Genomic DNA, 12,410 nt, shown 5'->3' with positions numbered 1-12,410 from the left:
TTCTACGGGCAAGCACAGCCCGGCGGCCGGTCCACCCGCATACCTGGTCGCGCATCGTCACCGCCGGGCCCGCAGGAACCTGCGGGCCCCGGCCCCACGCCCGGGAACGCGAAAGGGGATCACCCATGTCCCAGCTCGACCAACTGCCCGACAACGACCCGACTGAGGTCGCCGAATGGCGGGAGTCCCTGGACTCCGCCGTACGGTTCGGCGGGCGGCACCGGGCCTCGTACCTGCTCCGCCGTGTCAACGAGCACGCCGAGCGGACGGAACTGGACCTTCCGCCACTGCTGGAGACGCCTTACCTCAACACCATCCCGACCTCCTCCGAGCCCGCCTACCCGGGCGACGAGGAGATGGAAGCCCGGATCACCGCCTGGAACCGCTGGAACGCCGCCGCCATGGTCACCCGCGGCAACCAGCGCGCCGGGCTGGGCGGCCACATGGCGACCTTCGCCTCCGCCGCGTGGCTCTACGAGACGGGCTTCCAGCACTTCTTCCGGGGCAAGGAAGCCGACGGCTCGGGCGATCAGCTTTACATCCAGGGCCACGCCTCCCCCGGCATCTACGCCCGCGCCTTCCTGGAGGGCCGGCTCACCGAGGGGCAGCTCGACCGCTTCCGGCAGGAGACCGCGGGCGACGGCCTGCCCTCCTACCCGCACCCGCGCCGGCTGCCCTGGCTGTGGGAGTTCCCCACCGTCTCCATGGGCCTGGGCCCGCTCTCGGCGATCTACCAGGCGCGGTTCAACCGCTACCTGGAGCACCGGGGCATCAAGGACACCTCGCACTCCCATGTGTGGGCGTTCCTCGGCGACGGCGAGATGGACGAGCCGGAGTCGACCGCCGCCCTCGCCCTCGCGGGCCGCGAAGGGCTGGACAACCTGACGTTCGTCATCAACTGCAACCTCCAGCGCCTCGACGGCCCCGTCCGACCCAACTTCAAGATCGTGCAGGAGCTGGAGGCCCAGTTCCGCGCCGCCGGGTGGAACGTCGTCAAGTCGCTGTGGGGCACGGCCTGGGACCGGATCTTCGCCCAGGACACCACGGGCGCCCTGGTCCGCCGGCTGCGCGAGGTGCCGGACGCCCAGTTCCAGACCTACGCCACCCGTGACGCCGAGTACGTACGCGGCCACTTCTTCGGGGCCGACCCCGCGCTGCGGACGATCGGCGCCGGTCTGGGCGACGCCGAACTCCTGGAGCTCTTCCGGACCTCCCGGGCCGGCCACGAGCCGCGCAAGGTCCACGCCGCCTACCGGGCCGCCGTGGAACACCGGGGCGCGCCCACCGTCATCCTGGTGCAGACCGTCAAGGGCTACACGCTGGGCCCCGGCTTCGAGTCGCGCAACGCCAACCACCAGATGAAGAAGCTGACGGGCAAGGAGTTCCGCGCCATGCGGGACCTGCTCGGCCTGCCCATCCCGGACTCGGCGCTGTCCGGCGAGCAGGTGCCCTACGCCCACCCCGGCGAGAACTCCCCCGAGGTGCGCTATCTGCGCGAGCGCCGCGCGGCGCTCGGCGGCCCCGCCCCGGCCCGCAAGGTCGTCGCCCGGCCGCTGCCGGAGCCGTCGGCGAAGCCCTTCGAGGCGCTCCAGCAGGGCTCCGGGCGCCAGGAGATCGCCACCACCATGGCCTTCGTCCGGCTCGTCAAGGAGCTGATGCGGGAGAAGGAGACCGGCCGCCGCTGGGTGCCCGTCGTTCCCGACGAGGCCCGCACCTTCGGCATGGAGTCACTGTTCCCCTCGGCGGGCCTGTACTCCCCCGTAGGCCAGACCTACGACCCCGTCGACCGTGACCAGCTCCTGTACTACAAGGAGGCCAAGGACGGTCAGATCCTCAACGAGGGCATCACCGAGGCGGGTTCGCTGGCCGATTTCACGGCCGCGGCGACCAGCTACGCCACGCACGGTGAGCCGATGATCCCCTTCTACATCTTCTACTCGATGTTCGGGTGGCAGCGCACCGCCGACCAGTTCTGGGCGCTGGGCGACCAGCTCGGCCGCGGCTTCGTCATCGGCGCCACCGCCGGCCGCACCACCATGACCGGCGAGGGTCTCCAGCACGCCGACGGCCACTCCCACCTGATCGCCTCCACCAACCCGGCGGCGGTCTCGTACGACCCGGCGTTCGCCTACGAGATCTCGGTCATCGTCCGCGAGGGCCTGCGCCGGATGTACGGGCCCGACGCCGAGGACGTCTTCTACTACCTGACGGTCTACAACGAGCCCAAGGTGCAGCCCGCCATGCCGGCGGGAGTGGAGGAGGGCATCCTCAAGGGGCTCTACCGGTACAAGGAGGCCGCCGAGGCGCCCGCCGACGCCCCGCGCTTGCAGCTGCTGGCCTCCGGCACCGCGGTCCACTGGATCGTCGAGGCCCAGCGGATGCTGGCGGAGGACTGGGGCGTGGCCGCCGACGTCTGGTCCGCGCCCTCCTGGACCGAGCTGCGCCGCGACGCCCTGTCCTGTGACGCGGCGCAGCTCCGCGGCGAGGACCGGGTGCCGTACGTGACCCAGGCGCTGCACGGCGCGCCGGGCCCGGTGCTCGCCGTCAGCGACTGGATGCGCGCGGTCCCGGACCAGATCGCGCAGTGGGTGGAGCAGGACTGGACCTCCATCGGCACGGACGGCTACGGCCTGTCCGACACCCGTGAGGCGGCGCGCCGTTACTTCGGTGTGGACCCGGAGTCGATCGTGGCCGCGGCGCTGGCGACCCTGGCCCGGCGCGGCGAGGTCAAGCCGGAGACGGTGCGGGAGGCACGGCAGCGCTACGGCCTGGACGGCTGAGCGAGGCGGGAACGCCGGCGGGGTACGGGGATCTCACCCCCGTACCCCGTCGGCGTTCCCGCTCGCGGCCCCGATCGGCACGCCCTTGACGGTGGCGCCCTGCCGTGCCGCCCAGGTGTCCAGGGCGGTGCGGCACGCGTGGTCGAGGTGGCGCAGCGGGGAGAGGTCGAGTTCGACCGGGTGTCCCTTGGGGAGTCCCTCCAGGGTCTCCAGGACGCGCGGCAGGCGGAGGAAGGTGGCGCTGCCGGTGAGGGTGACGGTCAGCAGCCTGCCGTCGGCGGCCGCGCGCACGTCGACATGGAGGTGGGAGGTCTCCCAGGCGGTCTTGACCACGGCGAGGACCAGTCCCAGGAGGACGCCTTCGAAGAGGTTGGTGACGAGGATCGCGGTGGCGGTGACGCCCAGGACGACGGCCTCGCCGCGGTGCTCCCGCCACAGGGGGCGTATCTCCTTGACGGGGATGAGCTTGGTGCCGGCGTGGACGAGGACGCCGGCGAGCGCCGCCAGCGGGATGACGCCGATCGCGGCCGGGAGCAGCGCGGCGAACAGCAGGAGCCACACGCCGTGCAGGACGCGGGAGAGCGAGGTGCGCGCCCCGGCCTGGACGTTGGCGGCGCTGCGGACGATGACGGCCGTCATGGGCAGCGCGCCGAGGGCGCCGCAGACGGTGTTGCCCACGCCCTGGGCGATGAGTTCCTTGTCGTAGTCCGTGCGCGGGCCGCGGTGCATGCGGTCGACGGCGGCGGCGCTGAAGAGGCTCTCCGCCGAGGCGATGAGGGTGAAGGCGACGACGGTGCCGAGGACGGCCGGGCCGGCGAGGGCGCCGAGGTCGTCCACGCCCGGTGGCCGTACGGCCCGGAGCAGGCCCCGGACCTCGACGTGGGCGACGTGCGGCCCGGCCGCGGCGGTGACCGCGGTGGCCAGCGCGACGGCGGCGAGCGGTGCGGGCACCGCGCGGGCCCGGGGCGGCAGCAGGCGCCACAGGACCAGGACGGCGATGGTGGTGGCGCCGACCGCGAAGGAGGTCAGGGAGGCGCGGTCGGTGGCGATCCGGACGGCGAGCCGGGGCAGTCCGGCGATCTTCTCCGGTCCCGAGTGCGGCTGTGGGCGTCCGGCCATGGTGTAGAGCTGGCCGAGGAGCAGGACGAGTCCGATGCCGGCGAGCATGCCCTGGACGACGGCGACCGATATCGCGCGGAACCAGCGGCCGAACCGCAGGGCGCCGAGAGCCACTTGGAGCAGTCCGGTGGCGAGCACGAGGACGCCCAGGGCGCCGAGCCCGAATTCCGTGACGGCTTCGAGTACCAGGACGGTCATGCCGGCGGCCGGGCCGCTGACCTGGAGGGAGCTGCCCGGCAGCGAGCCGGCGACCAGCCCTCCGACGATGCCGGTGATCAGGCCGAGTTCGGCGGGCACGCCGGAGGCGACGGCCACGCCGACGCAGAGCGGCAGAGCCACCAGGAAGACGACGAGCGAGGCGAGCACGTCACGCCGGATGCCTGCGAGGTCTTTCGGAGCTGCGAGCATAGGATCCTTCCACCGCGGGAGGGGCTGGGTGGGGAGCCGTGGGCGGATCTGCCGTCGCCGCCACGCCGGGGAGTGGCGCGCCGGGGGATGACGCTCCGATGGGTGACGCGGCGTCACCGCCCGGCGACCACATCTGCCTTTACGCTCACTTTACCTACGGACAGCAAGGTAAAGCGGATTCCTATCATCGGTTTACCTGGTTAATAGGTGTATTACGCGGAGAACGCTCCGGGGGCGTGCGCCGGTCACGGGCCGAGAGGGCCGCCACCGGCACGATGGCGAGGGCCAGGACCGCTCCCCCGGCCGCCAGCACCGGGAAGCTGCCGGCCGCGACGACCGCGCCCGAGGCCATCCCCCCGGTCGCGCCCGCGAGCGCGATGCCCACGTCGACGAGTCCCTGGACGCCGGCCCGCCGGTCGAGCGGCACCGCGTCGGTGACGAGGGCGGTGCCGCTGATCAGCCCGAAGTTCCAGCCGACGCCCAGCAGGACGAGCGCGGCGGCGAGCGTCGCCGTCGAGTGCGGCGGGGCGACGGCCGCCAGCACCCCGGCGCAGAGCAGGATCAGACCGGACGCGGCGGCGATCCGCTGCCGGCCGAACCTGTCGACGAGCAGACCGGTGAGCGGCGAGGGCAGGAACATCGCGCCCACGTGCAGGGCGATGACGAGCCCCGCGGCCTGGGTGTCGTGCCCGTGCGCCCGCATGTGGACGGGCGTCATCGTCATGATCGCGATCATCACCAGCTGGGTGAGGACCATGACCGCCGTGCCGGTGACGAGACCACGGGTGTCCGTGCGGCCGGCCGGGACGGTGGTGTCCCCGGCGTCCTGGGAACCGGGGGCCGGGGCCGCCTCGGCCAGCTCGCGCGCCAGGAGCAGCGGGTCGGGGCGGAGGAAGGCGCCGATCGCGACGGCGGCCGCCGTGAAGGCGGCCACGGCCAGCAGGAAGGGTCCGGTGAGCCGGGGCATGCCCCACGCGTGCGCGACGTCGCCCGTGGCGCTCACCAGGACGGGGCCCACGACGGCGCCCAGTGTGGTCGCGAAGAGCACGGTGCTCACGGCCCGGCCTCGGCGGGCGGGAGAGGCGAGGTCCGCGCCCGCGTACCGGGCCAGCAGGCTGGTCGAGGTGCCGGCCCCGTAGACGAGCAGGGAGAGGAACAGCAGCGGCACGTTGTCGGCGACGGCGGCCGCGACGACCCCGAGGCTGCCGACCGCGCCGATGACGTAGCCCAGGGACAGGCCGGGTCGGCGGCCCCAGCGCTGGCAGAGCCGGCCGACGGCCACGGCGCCCAGGGCGCCTCCGGCGGTGAACAGGGCGCTGGGCACGCCGGCGAGTCCGGTCGAGCCCAGCATCTCCTCCGCGAGCAGCGCCCCGACGGTGATGCCGGCCGCGAGCCCCGCGCCGCTGAGCACCTGGGAGATCACCAGGACGGTCAGGATCCGCTTCTGCTCGGGGGCTTCGCGGGCCTCGGTGCCGTGGTGCGTGGCCGGTCGGCCGGGACGGGCGCTCATGGTTCCTTCCCCTGTGCGTCCAGGAGGGTCGGCGGCCCGGACGTCGTCGGGGCCTGCGGAGGTGCGGCGGGCGCGGGGGCGCCGGAGCCGGTGGATCAGGCCGCCCCCAGCGGTTCGAGCGCGGAGATCTCCTCCAGCGGCATGCTCATCCGCTCGTGGAGGAAGCGGACGATCGTCCAGTGCGGCAGCACGCCCTCGTCGAAGGGCCCGAACGCGGCGCAGTACAGCGGGATCCAGCGCAGGGCCTCCTCGATCGCCTGCTCACGGCCGGGCTCCTGCTGGTAGTCCTCGTAGCCGATGCTGCGGTGGTGGATGAAGAAGCCGCCCGGCAGCCGGTCCTCGCACAGCTCGCGGTACTCGCGGGTCTGGAGGATGAGGTAGTGCCAGATCTCGTCGATGTCCTGCTCGACCGGCAGGAAGAGCCCGCCGAGCTCCTCGCGGTGGCGGGAGATCAGGTAGAGGTAGCGCAGGCACTCGGTGACCTGGCGCTCGACGTACTCCGGCGGGGCGTCCGTCTTGCCGGTGAAGTGCTTCACCACCTCGGCGTGGAGCCGGTCGCCCAGCAGGGCGGTGAGGTCTCCGGCGGACACGTAGGGCTGTGTGGTCATGGTTCTCCCCGTCCGGTGGTTCAGTGGTCCTTGGCGAGCCAGGCGTACTTCCCGGACTTCCCGATGGCGATGTGCGCGCGGTGCTCCACCCGGCAGCGGCGGCCGGTCAGCTCCCGGACCCCGTCCTCCAGCGCGGCGGCCTCGGCCGGGCCGAGCGGCGCGCCGTCGAAGGTCGTGCAGTGCAGTTCCGCCTCGGCCTCGCCCGTGACGCGCAGTTGGTGGAGGAAGACGCGGGGCGTGGCGGCGGCCACCCGGTCGTCGAGGTCCCCCTGGGAGACCGGGCCGTGCGCGGTGCGCAGCAGTTCCTTCTCACGGCCGCAGAAGCGGGCGATGCGGTCCGGGTCCGGGGTGCCGTCCAGGGTGCGGACGCAGTCCCCCGAGCGGTAGCGGATGAGCGGCATGTACGGGTTGCGCACGCTCGACACGACAAGGTGATAGATCTGGCTGTCCGGGGCGACCGGAAGGAGTTCGACACTCATCTTGTCGAGATGCGGCCGGTACCGCCCGCGCCGGTCGCTGTAATAGAGGTAGCCCAGTTCCGTACTGCCGAAAAGATCGATGATCGGGCAGGCGAAATGTTGCTGGAGATAGCGCTTGACATTCACCGGCGTGTATTCATAAGCGTGGATGATGCTGGCGGGCTGGGGGAATTTGTCCCACAGGCTCCACTCGGACACCTTCCGCACCAGATGTGCCAGGTGATAGCTGGAGCAGTCGAGGTGGTACCAGCCCTTCGGGTGCGCGTCCCGGGCCGTCCGCATCTCGGCCAGCATGCGCTCGACCTCCTCGCGCTCCCAGAGCGCCGGGTCGAGCCGCAGGTTGACGTAGACGGTCCGCTCGTCGAGGCGCCGCTCATCGAGCTCCGGCAGCGGGTCCGGCTCGGCCCCGCGCTTCCTGGCGTTGACGCGGGCGACGTGCTCGGTGGCCAGCACCGTGGTCAGCGAGACCCGCCGGCAACCCTCTTCCCAGGTGGCGGAGATGTCGGGGTGCTCGCTCCACAGCCGGTAGTAGGAGCGGAGCAGGAAGTACGGAGGCCGGATGATCTGCATGCGATCGTGGTTGGTGCCCGTGGAGAGCACGAACTCCGCCGCGCCGGAGGCGAGCGCCTCGGCGAGCCGGGGCGTCATCCAGTTGTCCGGGAACCCGCGCGCTATCTCGGGCTTCTCGAGCACGGGGAAGTACCCGCGCTCGATAGACGGGCGATAGATCGGGATGTCCCGTATCTGATCGACGACCTCGGCAGTCGGCTGACCATCCATTGCCACCCTCAGGTGCTGCTCGGGGACCGGGGGCTCGTGCGCCGAGCCCCGATCGGTTCGCTGGGCCGGGTGGGCCGTGGCGGGAATTCCCCGTCCACGACCCACCCGAGGTGAAACGTTCAGCGGCTGTTCAGGAGATACAACCGGTCTTGCCGGCGACGCTGATGCAGCCGGACTTCGCCACGCTGATGCAGCCCTCCTTGGCGGAATTCTGGGCGGAATTGGCGGCGACCCAGCCACGCCAGACACTGTCCTGGGCCATCTTCTGGATGAGCTTTTCCATTTCGGACCTCCGAATGGTGAGGGAAGCGGCGGGGAGTTGAGCTCTGCGCCGCGCTCAGACCGTAAAGGCCTGGCCAAGGATGTGTCAACGATTGACGATTTGACGAATGCTCACACCGGACACACGGCCCGGAGTTGACGGATTCCACCCCTTACGGATCCGTGCGGGCCACATAACGGAATGCCTCCTTCCGACCGAGGGCCGGAAGGAGGCGGACGGCGGGGGGCGGACGCGGCACCGCCCGTGCGGCACACACCGGCGGACCCTCCACCCACGAGGCGACCCCCAGGAACACCGGAAGCCGGCCTTCGACCGACGGTTTTCAGCCACGGAGGGGGCGCACACCCAAGATCCCCCCACTGGAACTTAGGCTAGGCTAAGCTAACTTCCAGCGGCCGCCGGCGCGCCCTGGAATGCCTAAAGGAACGCGAAAAGGGACAAATATGACCTTGCGGGTGGCTGTGGCGGGCGCGAGTGGCTACGCCGGGGGTGAGATCCTCCGGTTGCTGGCCGACCACCCAGAGGTGGAGCTTGGCGTGATAAGTGCCCATACAAGCGCGGGGCGGCCCCTCGGGGAGGTGCAACCCCACCTGGCCGGACAGGCCGACAAGGTGCTGGCGGAGACCTCCGCGCAGTCGCTGGGCGGACACGACGTCGTCTTCCTCGCCCTCCCCCACGGGCAGTCAGCGGCACTCGCGGGCGAACTGGGCGAGGGCACCCTGGTCATGGACTGCGGCGCGGACTTCCGGCTGCGCCGGGCCGCCGACTGGGAGCGCTTCTACGGCACGCCCCACGCCGGCACCTGGCCGTACGGCCTCCCCGAACTCCCCGGCGCCCGCGCGGCCTTGAAGGGTGCCTCGCGCGTCGCCGTACCGGGCTGCTACCCCACCGCCGTGACCCTCGCGCTCTACCCCGCGTTCGCCGCGGGGCTGGTGGAGCCCGAGGCCGTGGTCGTCGCGGCCAGCGGCACCTCGGGGGCGGGCAGGTCGGTCAAACCGCACCTGCTCGGCTCCGAGGTCATGGGCTCGGTGAGCTCCTACGGGGTCGGCGGCGTCCACCGCCACACACCGGAGCTGACGCAGAACCTCTCCGCCGTGGCGGGCGAGGCGGTGACGGTGTCGTTCACCCCCACCCTGGTGCCCATGGCGCGCGGCATCCTGGCCACGTGCTCGGCCCGGGTACGGCCGGGGGTGACCGAGGAGCGCATCCGCGCCGTCCACGAAGCGGCCTACGCCGACGAGCCGTTCGTCCGGCTCCTGCCGCCGGGCCGGTGGCCCTCGACGGCCGCCGTGCTCGGCTCCAACTCGGCGCAGGTGCAGGTCACCCTCGACACGGACGCCGGACGGCTGGTGGCGGTCAGCGCGATCGACAACCTCACCAAGGGCACCGCCGGCGGCGCGGTGCAGAGCATGAACGTCGCCCTGGGCCTGCCCGAGGGCCTGGGCCTGCCGAAGAACGGCGTGGCCCCGTGACGGCCGCGGGCGGCCGGACCGGGGACTCGCCGGCCGGCTCCGGCATCGAGGCCCTACCGTGGCTCCGGCACTACCGCGGCCGGACCGTCGTCATCAAGTTCGGCGGCAACGCCATGGTGGACGAGAAGCTCAAGGAGGCCTTCGCCCAGGACGTGGTGGCGCTCCGGCGGGCGGGGCTGCGCCCGGTGGTCGTGCACGGCGGCGGACCGCAGATCAGCGCGCTGCTGGAGCGGCTGGAGCTGGAGGTGCGCTTCACGGCCGGGCTGCGGGTCACCACGCCCGAGACCATGGACGTCGTACGGATGGTGCTGGCGGGTCAGGTGCAGCGGGAGCTGGTCGGGCTGATCAACGCGCACGGCCCGTACGCGGTCGGCATGACCGGCGAGGACGCGCACACGATGACGGCCGTGCGCCGGCTGGCCCGGGTGGACGGCGAGCTGGTGGACATCGGGCTGGTCGGCGACGTCGTCCGGGTGGACCCCGACGCCGTGCGGGCCCTGCTCGACGACGGCCGGATCCCCGTGGTCTCCCCGATAGCCCGGGGCGGCGACGGCGAGGTCTACAACATCAACGCCGATCTGGCAGCGTCCGCGCTGGCGGTCGCCCTCGACGCGGAGAAGCTCGTGGTGCTCACCGACGTCGCCGGGCTGTACGCGGACTGGCCGCGCAGCGAGGAGGTCGTCGAGCGGCTGACCGCGAGCGAACTGGCGGAGCTGCTGCCGGGGATGGCCGGCGGGATGGTCCCGAAGATGGAGGGCTGTCTGCGGGCCGTGCGGGAGGGCGTGCGCACGGCGCAGGTGCTCGACGGGCGGGTGCCGCACACCCTGCTCCTGGAGGTGTTCACCGACGGGAACACCGGAACCACGGTGGTGCCCGACGCACCGGCCGACGAGAGGAACGTGTCATGACGGCGGACGCGGACGTCACGGGGGGCGTCACGGACGGCGGCGCGCGGCTGACGGACCGCTGGCGCGCGGTGATGATGGACAACTACGGCACCCCGCCGCTGGCGCTCGTCCGGGGCGAGGGCAGCACGGTGTGGGACGCCGACGGCAGGGCCTACACGGACCTCACCGGCGGGATCGCCGTGAACTCCCTCGGGCACGCCCACCCGGCGGTGGTCGGGGCCGTGGGCCGGCAGGTCGCCCGGCTGGGGCACGTCTCGAACCTGTTCGTCTCCGAGCCGCCGGTGCGGCTGGCCGAACGCCTGCTGTTCCTGGCCGGCCGGAAGGGCCGGGTCTATTTCGCCAACTCCGGTGCGGAGGCGGTCGAGGCGGCCTTCAAGATCGCCCGGCGGACCGGCCGGCCGCGCCTGGTGGCGACCGAGGGCGGCTTCCACGGCCGGACCATGGGCGCGCTGGCGCTGACCGGTCAGCCCGCCAAACAGGATCCGTTCCGGCCCTTGCCGGACGGGGTCTCCCACGTGCCGTTCGGCGATGCGGAGGCCCTGCGGGCGGCGGTCACCGAGGACACGGCGGCCGTGTTCGTCGAACCCGTACAGGGTGAGGCGGGCGTCCTGCCGGCCCCCGAGGGATACCTCCGGGCCGCCCGCGAGATCACCCGGGCCGCCGGCGCGCTGCTGGTCCTCGACGAGATCCAGACGGGTGTCGGGCGGACCGGCCACTGGTTCGCGCACCAGGCCGTCACCGGAGTCGACCCGGACGTGGTGACGCTGGCCAAGGGGCTGGGCGGCGGGCTGCCGATCGGCGCGACGCTCGCCTTCGGCCCGGCGGCCGACCTGCTGACGCCGGGTCAGCACGGCTCGACGTTCGGCGGCAACCCCGTCGCGTGCGCGGCCGGCCTGGCCGTCCTGGAGACGATCGCCGCCGAAGGGCTGCTGGACCACGTCAAGCGGATCGGCGAACGGCTGCGGCAGGGCGTCGAGGAACTGCGGCACCCCCTGGTGGGCCGGGTCAGAGGAGCGGGACTGCTGCTCGCCCTGGTCCTCACCGAGCCCGTCGCCGCACGGGTCCGGGCCTCGGCGCAGGACGCCGGTTTCCTCGTGAACGCCACCGGCCCCGACACCCTGCGGCTGGCCCCCGCGCTGACGCTGGGCGACGGCGAGGCGGACGCGTTCGTCGCCGCCCTGCCGGGGATCCTCGGCCACTGACCACACACCCGGAGCACATGGCCGCCGCCACGCGGCGGGCGGCGTTCCGCCCGGAGAGGGCTCCGGGGACTCTCCTCACACCGGGCAGCACCGAGAAGGGAACGAGCATGCCGGCACGGCACGCGCACACCGCACACGAAGGGGCCGCGGCCCCCTACGACCTGATCGGCATCGGCTTCGGCCCGGCCAACCTCGCCCTGGCCATAGCGGCCGAGGAACACAGCCAGGGCGACCCCGAAGGCGCGATACGCGCCGCGTTCGTGGAACGCCAGGAGCGGTTCGGCTGGCACCAGGGGATGCTCCTCGAAGGCGCCACCATGCAGGTGTCGTTCCTCAAGGACCTGGCCACCATGCGGGACCCCGGCAGCCGCTTCACCTTCCTCCACTACCTCCAGGAGCGCGGCCGGCTCGCGGACTTCATCAACCAGAAGAGCTTCTACCCCACCCGGATCGAATTCCACGACTACTTCGAGTGGTGCGCCGCGGAGTTCGCCGACCGGGTGGCGTACGGCCGCACGGCCACGGCGGTACGGGCCGTGGAGTCCGGCGGGACGGTGGACGGCCTCGAGGTCGTGACGCGCGCGGTGTCCGGGCCGTCCGACGAACGCGTGCTGCGCACCCGCAACGTCGCCGTCGCCACCGGCCTGCGCCCCCGGCTGCCGGAGGGCGTCCGCACCGGCGCGCACGTCTGGCACAACCAGGAACTGCTCTTCCGGGCCACCGGACTCGAGGAGCGTCCGCATCGGCGGTTCGTCGTGGTCGGTGCGGGTCAGTCCGCGGCCGAGACGGCCGATTACCTGCACCGCACCTTCCCCGACGCCGAGATCTGCGCCGTCTTCTCCCGCTACGGCTACAGCCCCG

Annotated in this window: 10 protein-coding genes; 5 read left to right on the top strand and 5 right to left on the bottom strand. The window is 72.5% G+C overall.

What is annotated here, in order from left to right:
• Positions 1-125 precede the first annotated feature (125 nt).
• A complete protein-coding gene (aceE, locus tag LUZ64_RS31800; protein ID WP_095584164.1) occupies positions 126-2,780 on the top strand; it encodes a pyruvate dehydrogenase (acetyl-transferring), homodimeric type in 2,655 nt (884 codons plus the stop codon).
• A gap of 33 nt (positions 2,781-2,813) precedes the next feature.
• Here aceE and LUZ64_RS31795 read toward each other — a convergent pair whose 3' ends face one another.
• From LUZ64_RS31795 to LUZ64_RS31775, 5 genes are all read right to left on the bottom strand, one after another.
• Positions 2,814-4,307, bottom strand: a complete 1,494-nt coding sequence (locus tag LUZ64_RS31795) for a SulP family inorganic anion transporter (protein WP_095584163.1) — start codon at positions 4,305-4,307, stop codon at positions 2,814-2,816.
• Positions 4,308-4,491: 184 nt separating this feature from the next.
• Complete coding sequence (locus LUZ64_RS31790; protein ID WP_095584162.1) at positions 4,492-5,817, bottom strand: MFS transporter; 1,326 nt, start codon at positions 5,815-5,817, stop codon at positions 4,492-4,494.
• A gap of 95 nt (positions 5,818-5,912) precedes the next feature.
• Positions 5,913-6,425 (bottom strand): glycine-rich domain-containing protein, encoded by a 513-nt coding sequence (locus LUZ64_RS31785; RefSeq protein WP_095584161.1) that lies wholly within the window; start codon positions 6,423-6,425, stop codon positions 5,913-5,915.
• A 20-nt stretch (positions 6,426-6,445) separates the two neighbouring features.
• Positions 6,446-7,684 carry a phenylacetate--CoA ligase family protein gene (locus tag LUZ64_RS31780; protein WP_095584160.1) on the bottom strand — a complete coding sequence of 413 codons (1,239 nt, stop codon included), beginning with the start codon at positions 7,682-7,684 and terminating at the stop codon, positions 6,446-6,448.
• Between the two features lie 130 nt (positions 7,685-7,814).
• A complete protein-coding gene (locus LUZ64_RS31775; RefSeq protein WP_170116908.1) occupies positions 7,815-7,967 on the bottom strand; it encodes a hypothetical protein in 153 nt (50 codons plus the stop codon).
• Between the two features lie 443 nt (positions 7,968-8,410).
• On the opposite strand from LUZ64_RS31775, the gene argC reads away from it, so the two are divergent.
• The 4 genes from argC to LUZ64_RS31755 all read left to right on the top strand — a co-directional run.
• Complete coding sequence (gene argC / locus LUZ64_RS31770; protein ID WP_095584159.1) at positions 8,411-9,439, top strand: N-acetyl-gamma-glutamyl-phosphate reductase; 1,029 nt, start codon at positions 8,411-8,413, stop codon at positions 9,437-9,439.
• Positions 9,436-10,347 (top strand): acetylglutamate kinase, encoded by a 912-nt coding sequence (gene argB, locus LUZ64_RS31765; RefSeq protein WP_170116907.1) that lies wholly within the window; start codon positions 9,436-9,438, stop codon positions 10,345-10,347. Before argC ends, argB begins: the two co-directional genes overlap by 4 nt.
• A complete protein-coding gene (locus LUZ64_RS31760) occupies positions 10,344-11,549 on the top strand; it encodes an acetylornithine transaminase (protein ID WP_095584158.1) in 1,206 nt (401 codons plus the stop codon). Before argB ends, LUZ64_RS31760 begins: the two co-directional genes overlap by 4 nt.
• 107 nt (positions 11,550-11,656) lie before the next feature.
• On the top strand, positions 11,657-12,410 hold a 754-nt coding region (locus tag LUZ64_RS31755), incomplete at its 3' end, for a SidA/IucD/PvdA family monooxygenase (protein WP_143593417.1).

The sequence above is a fragment of the Streptomyces albireticuli genome (assembly GCF_021228125.1).
Taxonomy (GTDB): Bacteria; Actinomycetota; Actinomycetes; order Streptomycetales; family Streptomycetaceae; genus Streptomyces; species Streptomyces albireticuli.
Note: the sequence above shows the minus strand (reverse complement) of the source record. Positions and strands in the feature narration are given on the sequence as shown.

Excerpts from the sequence above, each read along its gene's own strand:
- aceE (WP_095584164.1), top strand. The coding sequence starts at position 126 with ATGTCCCAGCTCGACCAACTGCCCGACAACGACCCGACTGAGGTCGCC.
- LUZ64_RS31795 (WP_095584163.1), bottom strand. The coding sequence starts at position 4,307 with ATGCTCGCAGCTCCGAAAGACCTCGCAGGCATCCGGCGTGACGTGCTC.
- LUZ64_RS31790 (WP_095584162.1), bottom strand. The coding sequence starts at position 5,817 with ATGAGCGCCCGTCCCGGCCGACCGGCCACGCACCACGGCACCGAGGCC.
- LUZ64_RS31785 (WP_095584161.1), bottom strand. The coding sequence starts at position 6,425 with ATGACCACACAGCCCTACGTGTCCGCCGGAGACCTCACCGCCCTGCTG.
- LUZ64_RS31780 (WP_095584160.1), bottom strand. The coding sequence starts at position 7,684 with ATGGATGGTCAGCCGACTGCCGAGGTCGTCGATCAGATACGGGACATC.
- LUZ64_RS31775 (WP_170116908.1), bottom strand. The coding sequence starts at position 7,967 with ATGGAAAAGCTCATCCAGAAGATGGCCCAGGACAGTGTCTGGCGTGGC.
- argC (WP_095584159.1), top strand. The coding sequence starts at position 8,411 with ATGACCTTGCGGGTGGCTGTGGCGGGCGCGAGTGGCTACGCCGGGGGT.
- LUZ64_RS31760 (WP_095584158.1), top strand. The coding sequence starts at position 10,344 with ATGACGGCGGACGCGGACGTCACGGGGGGCGTCACGGACGGCGGCGCG.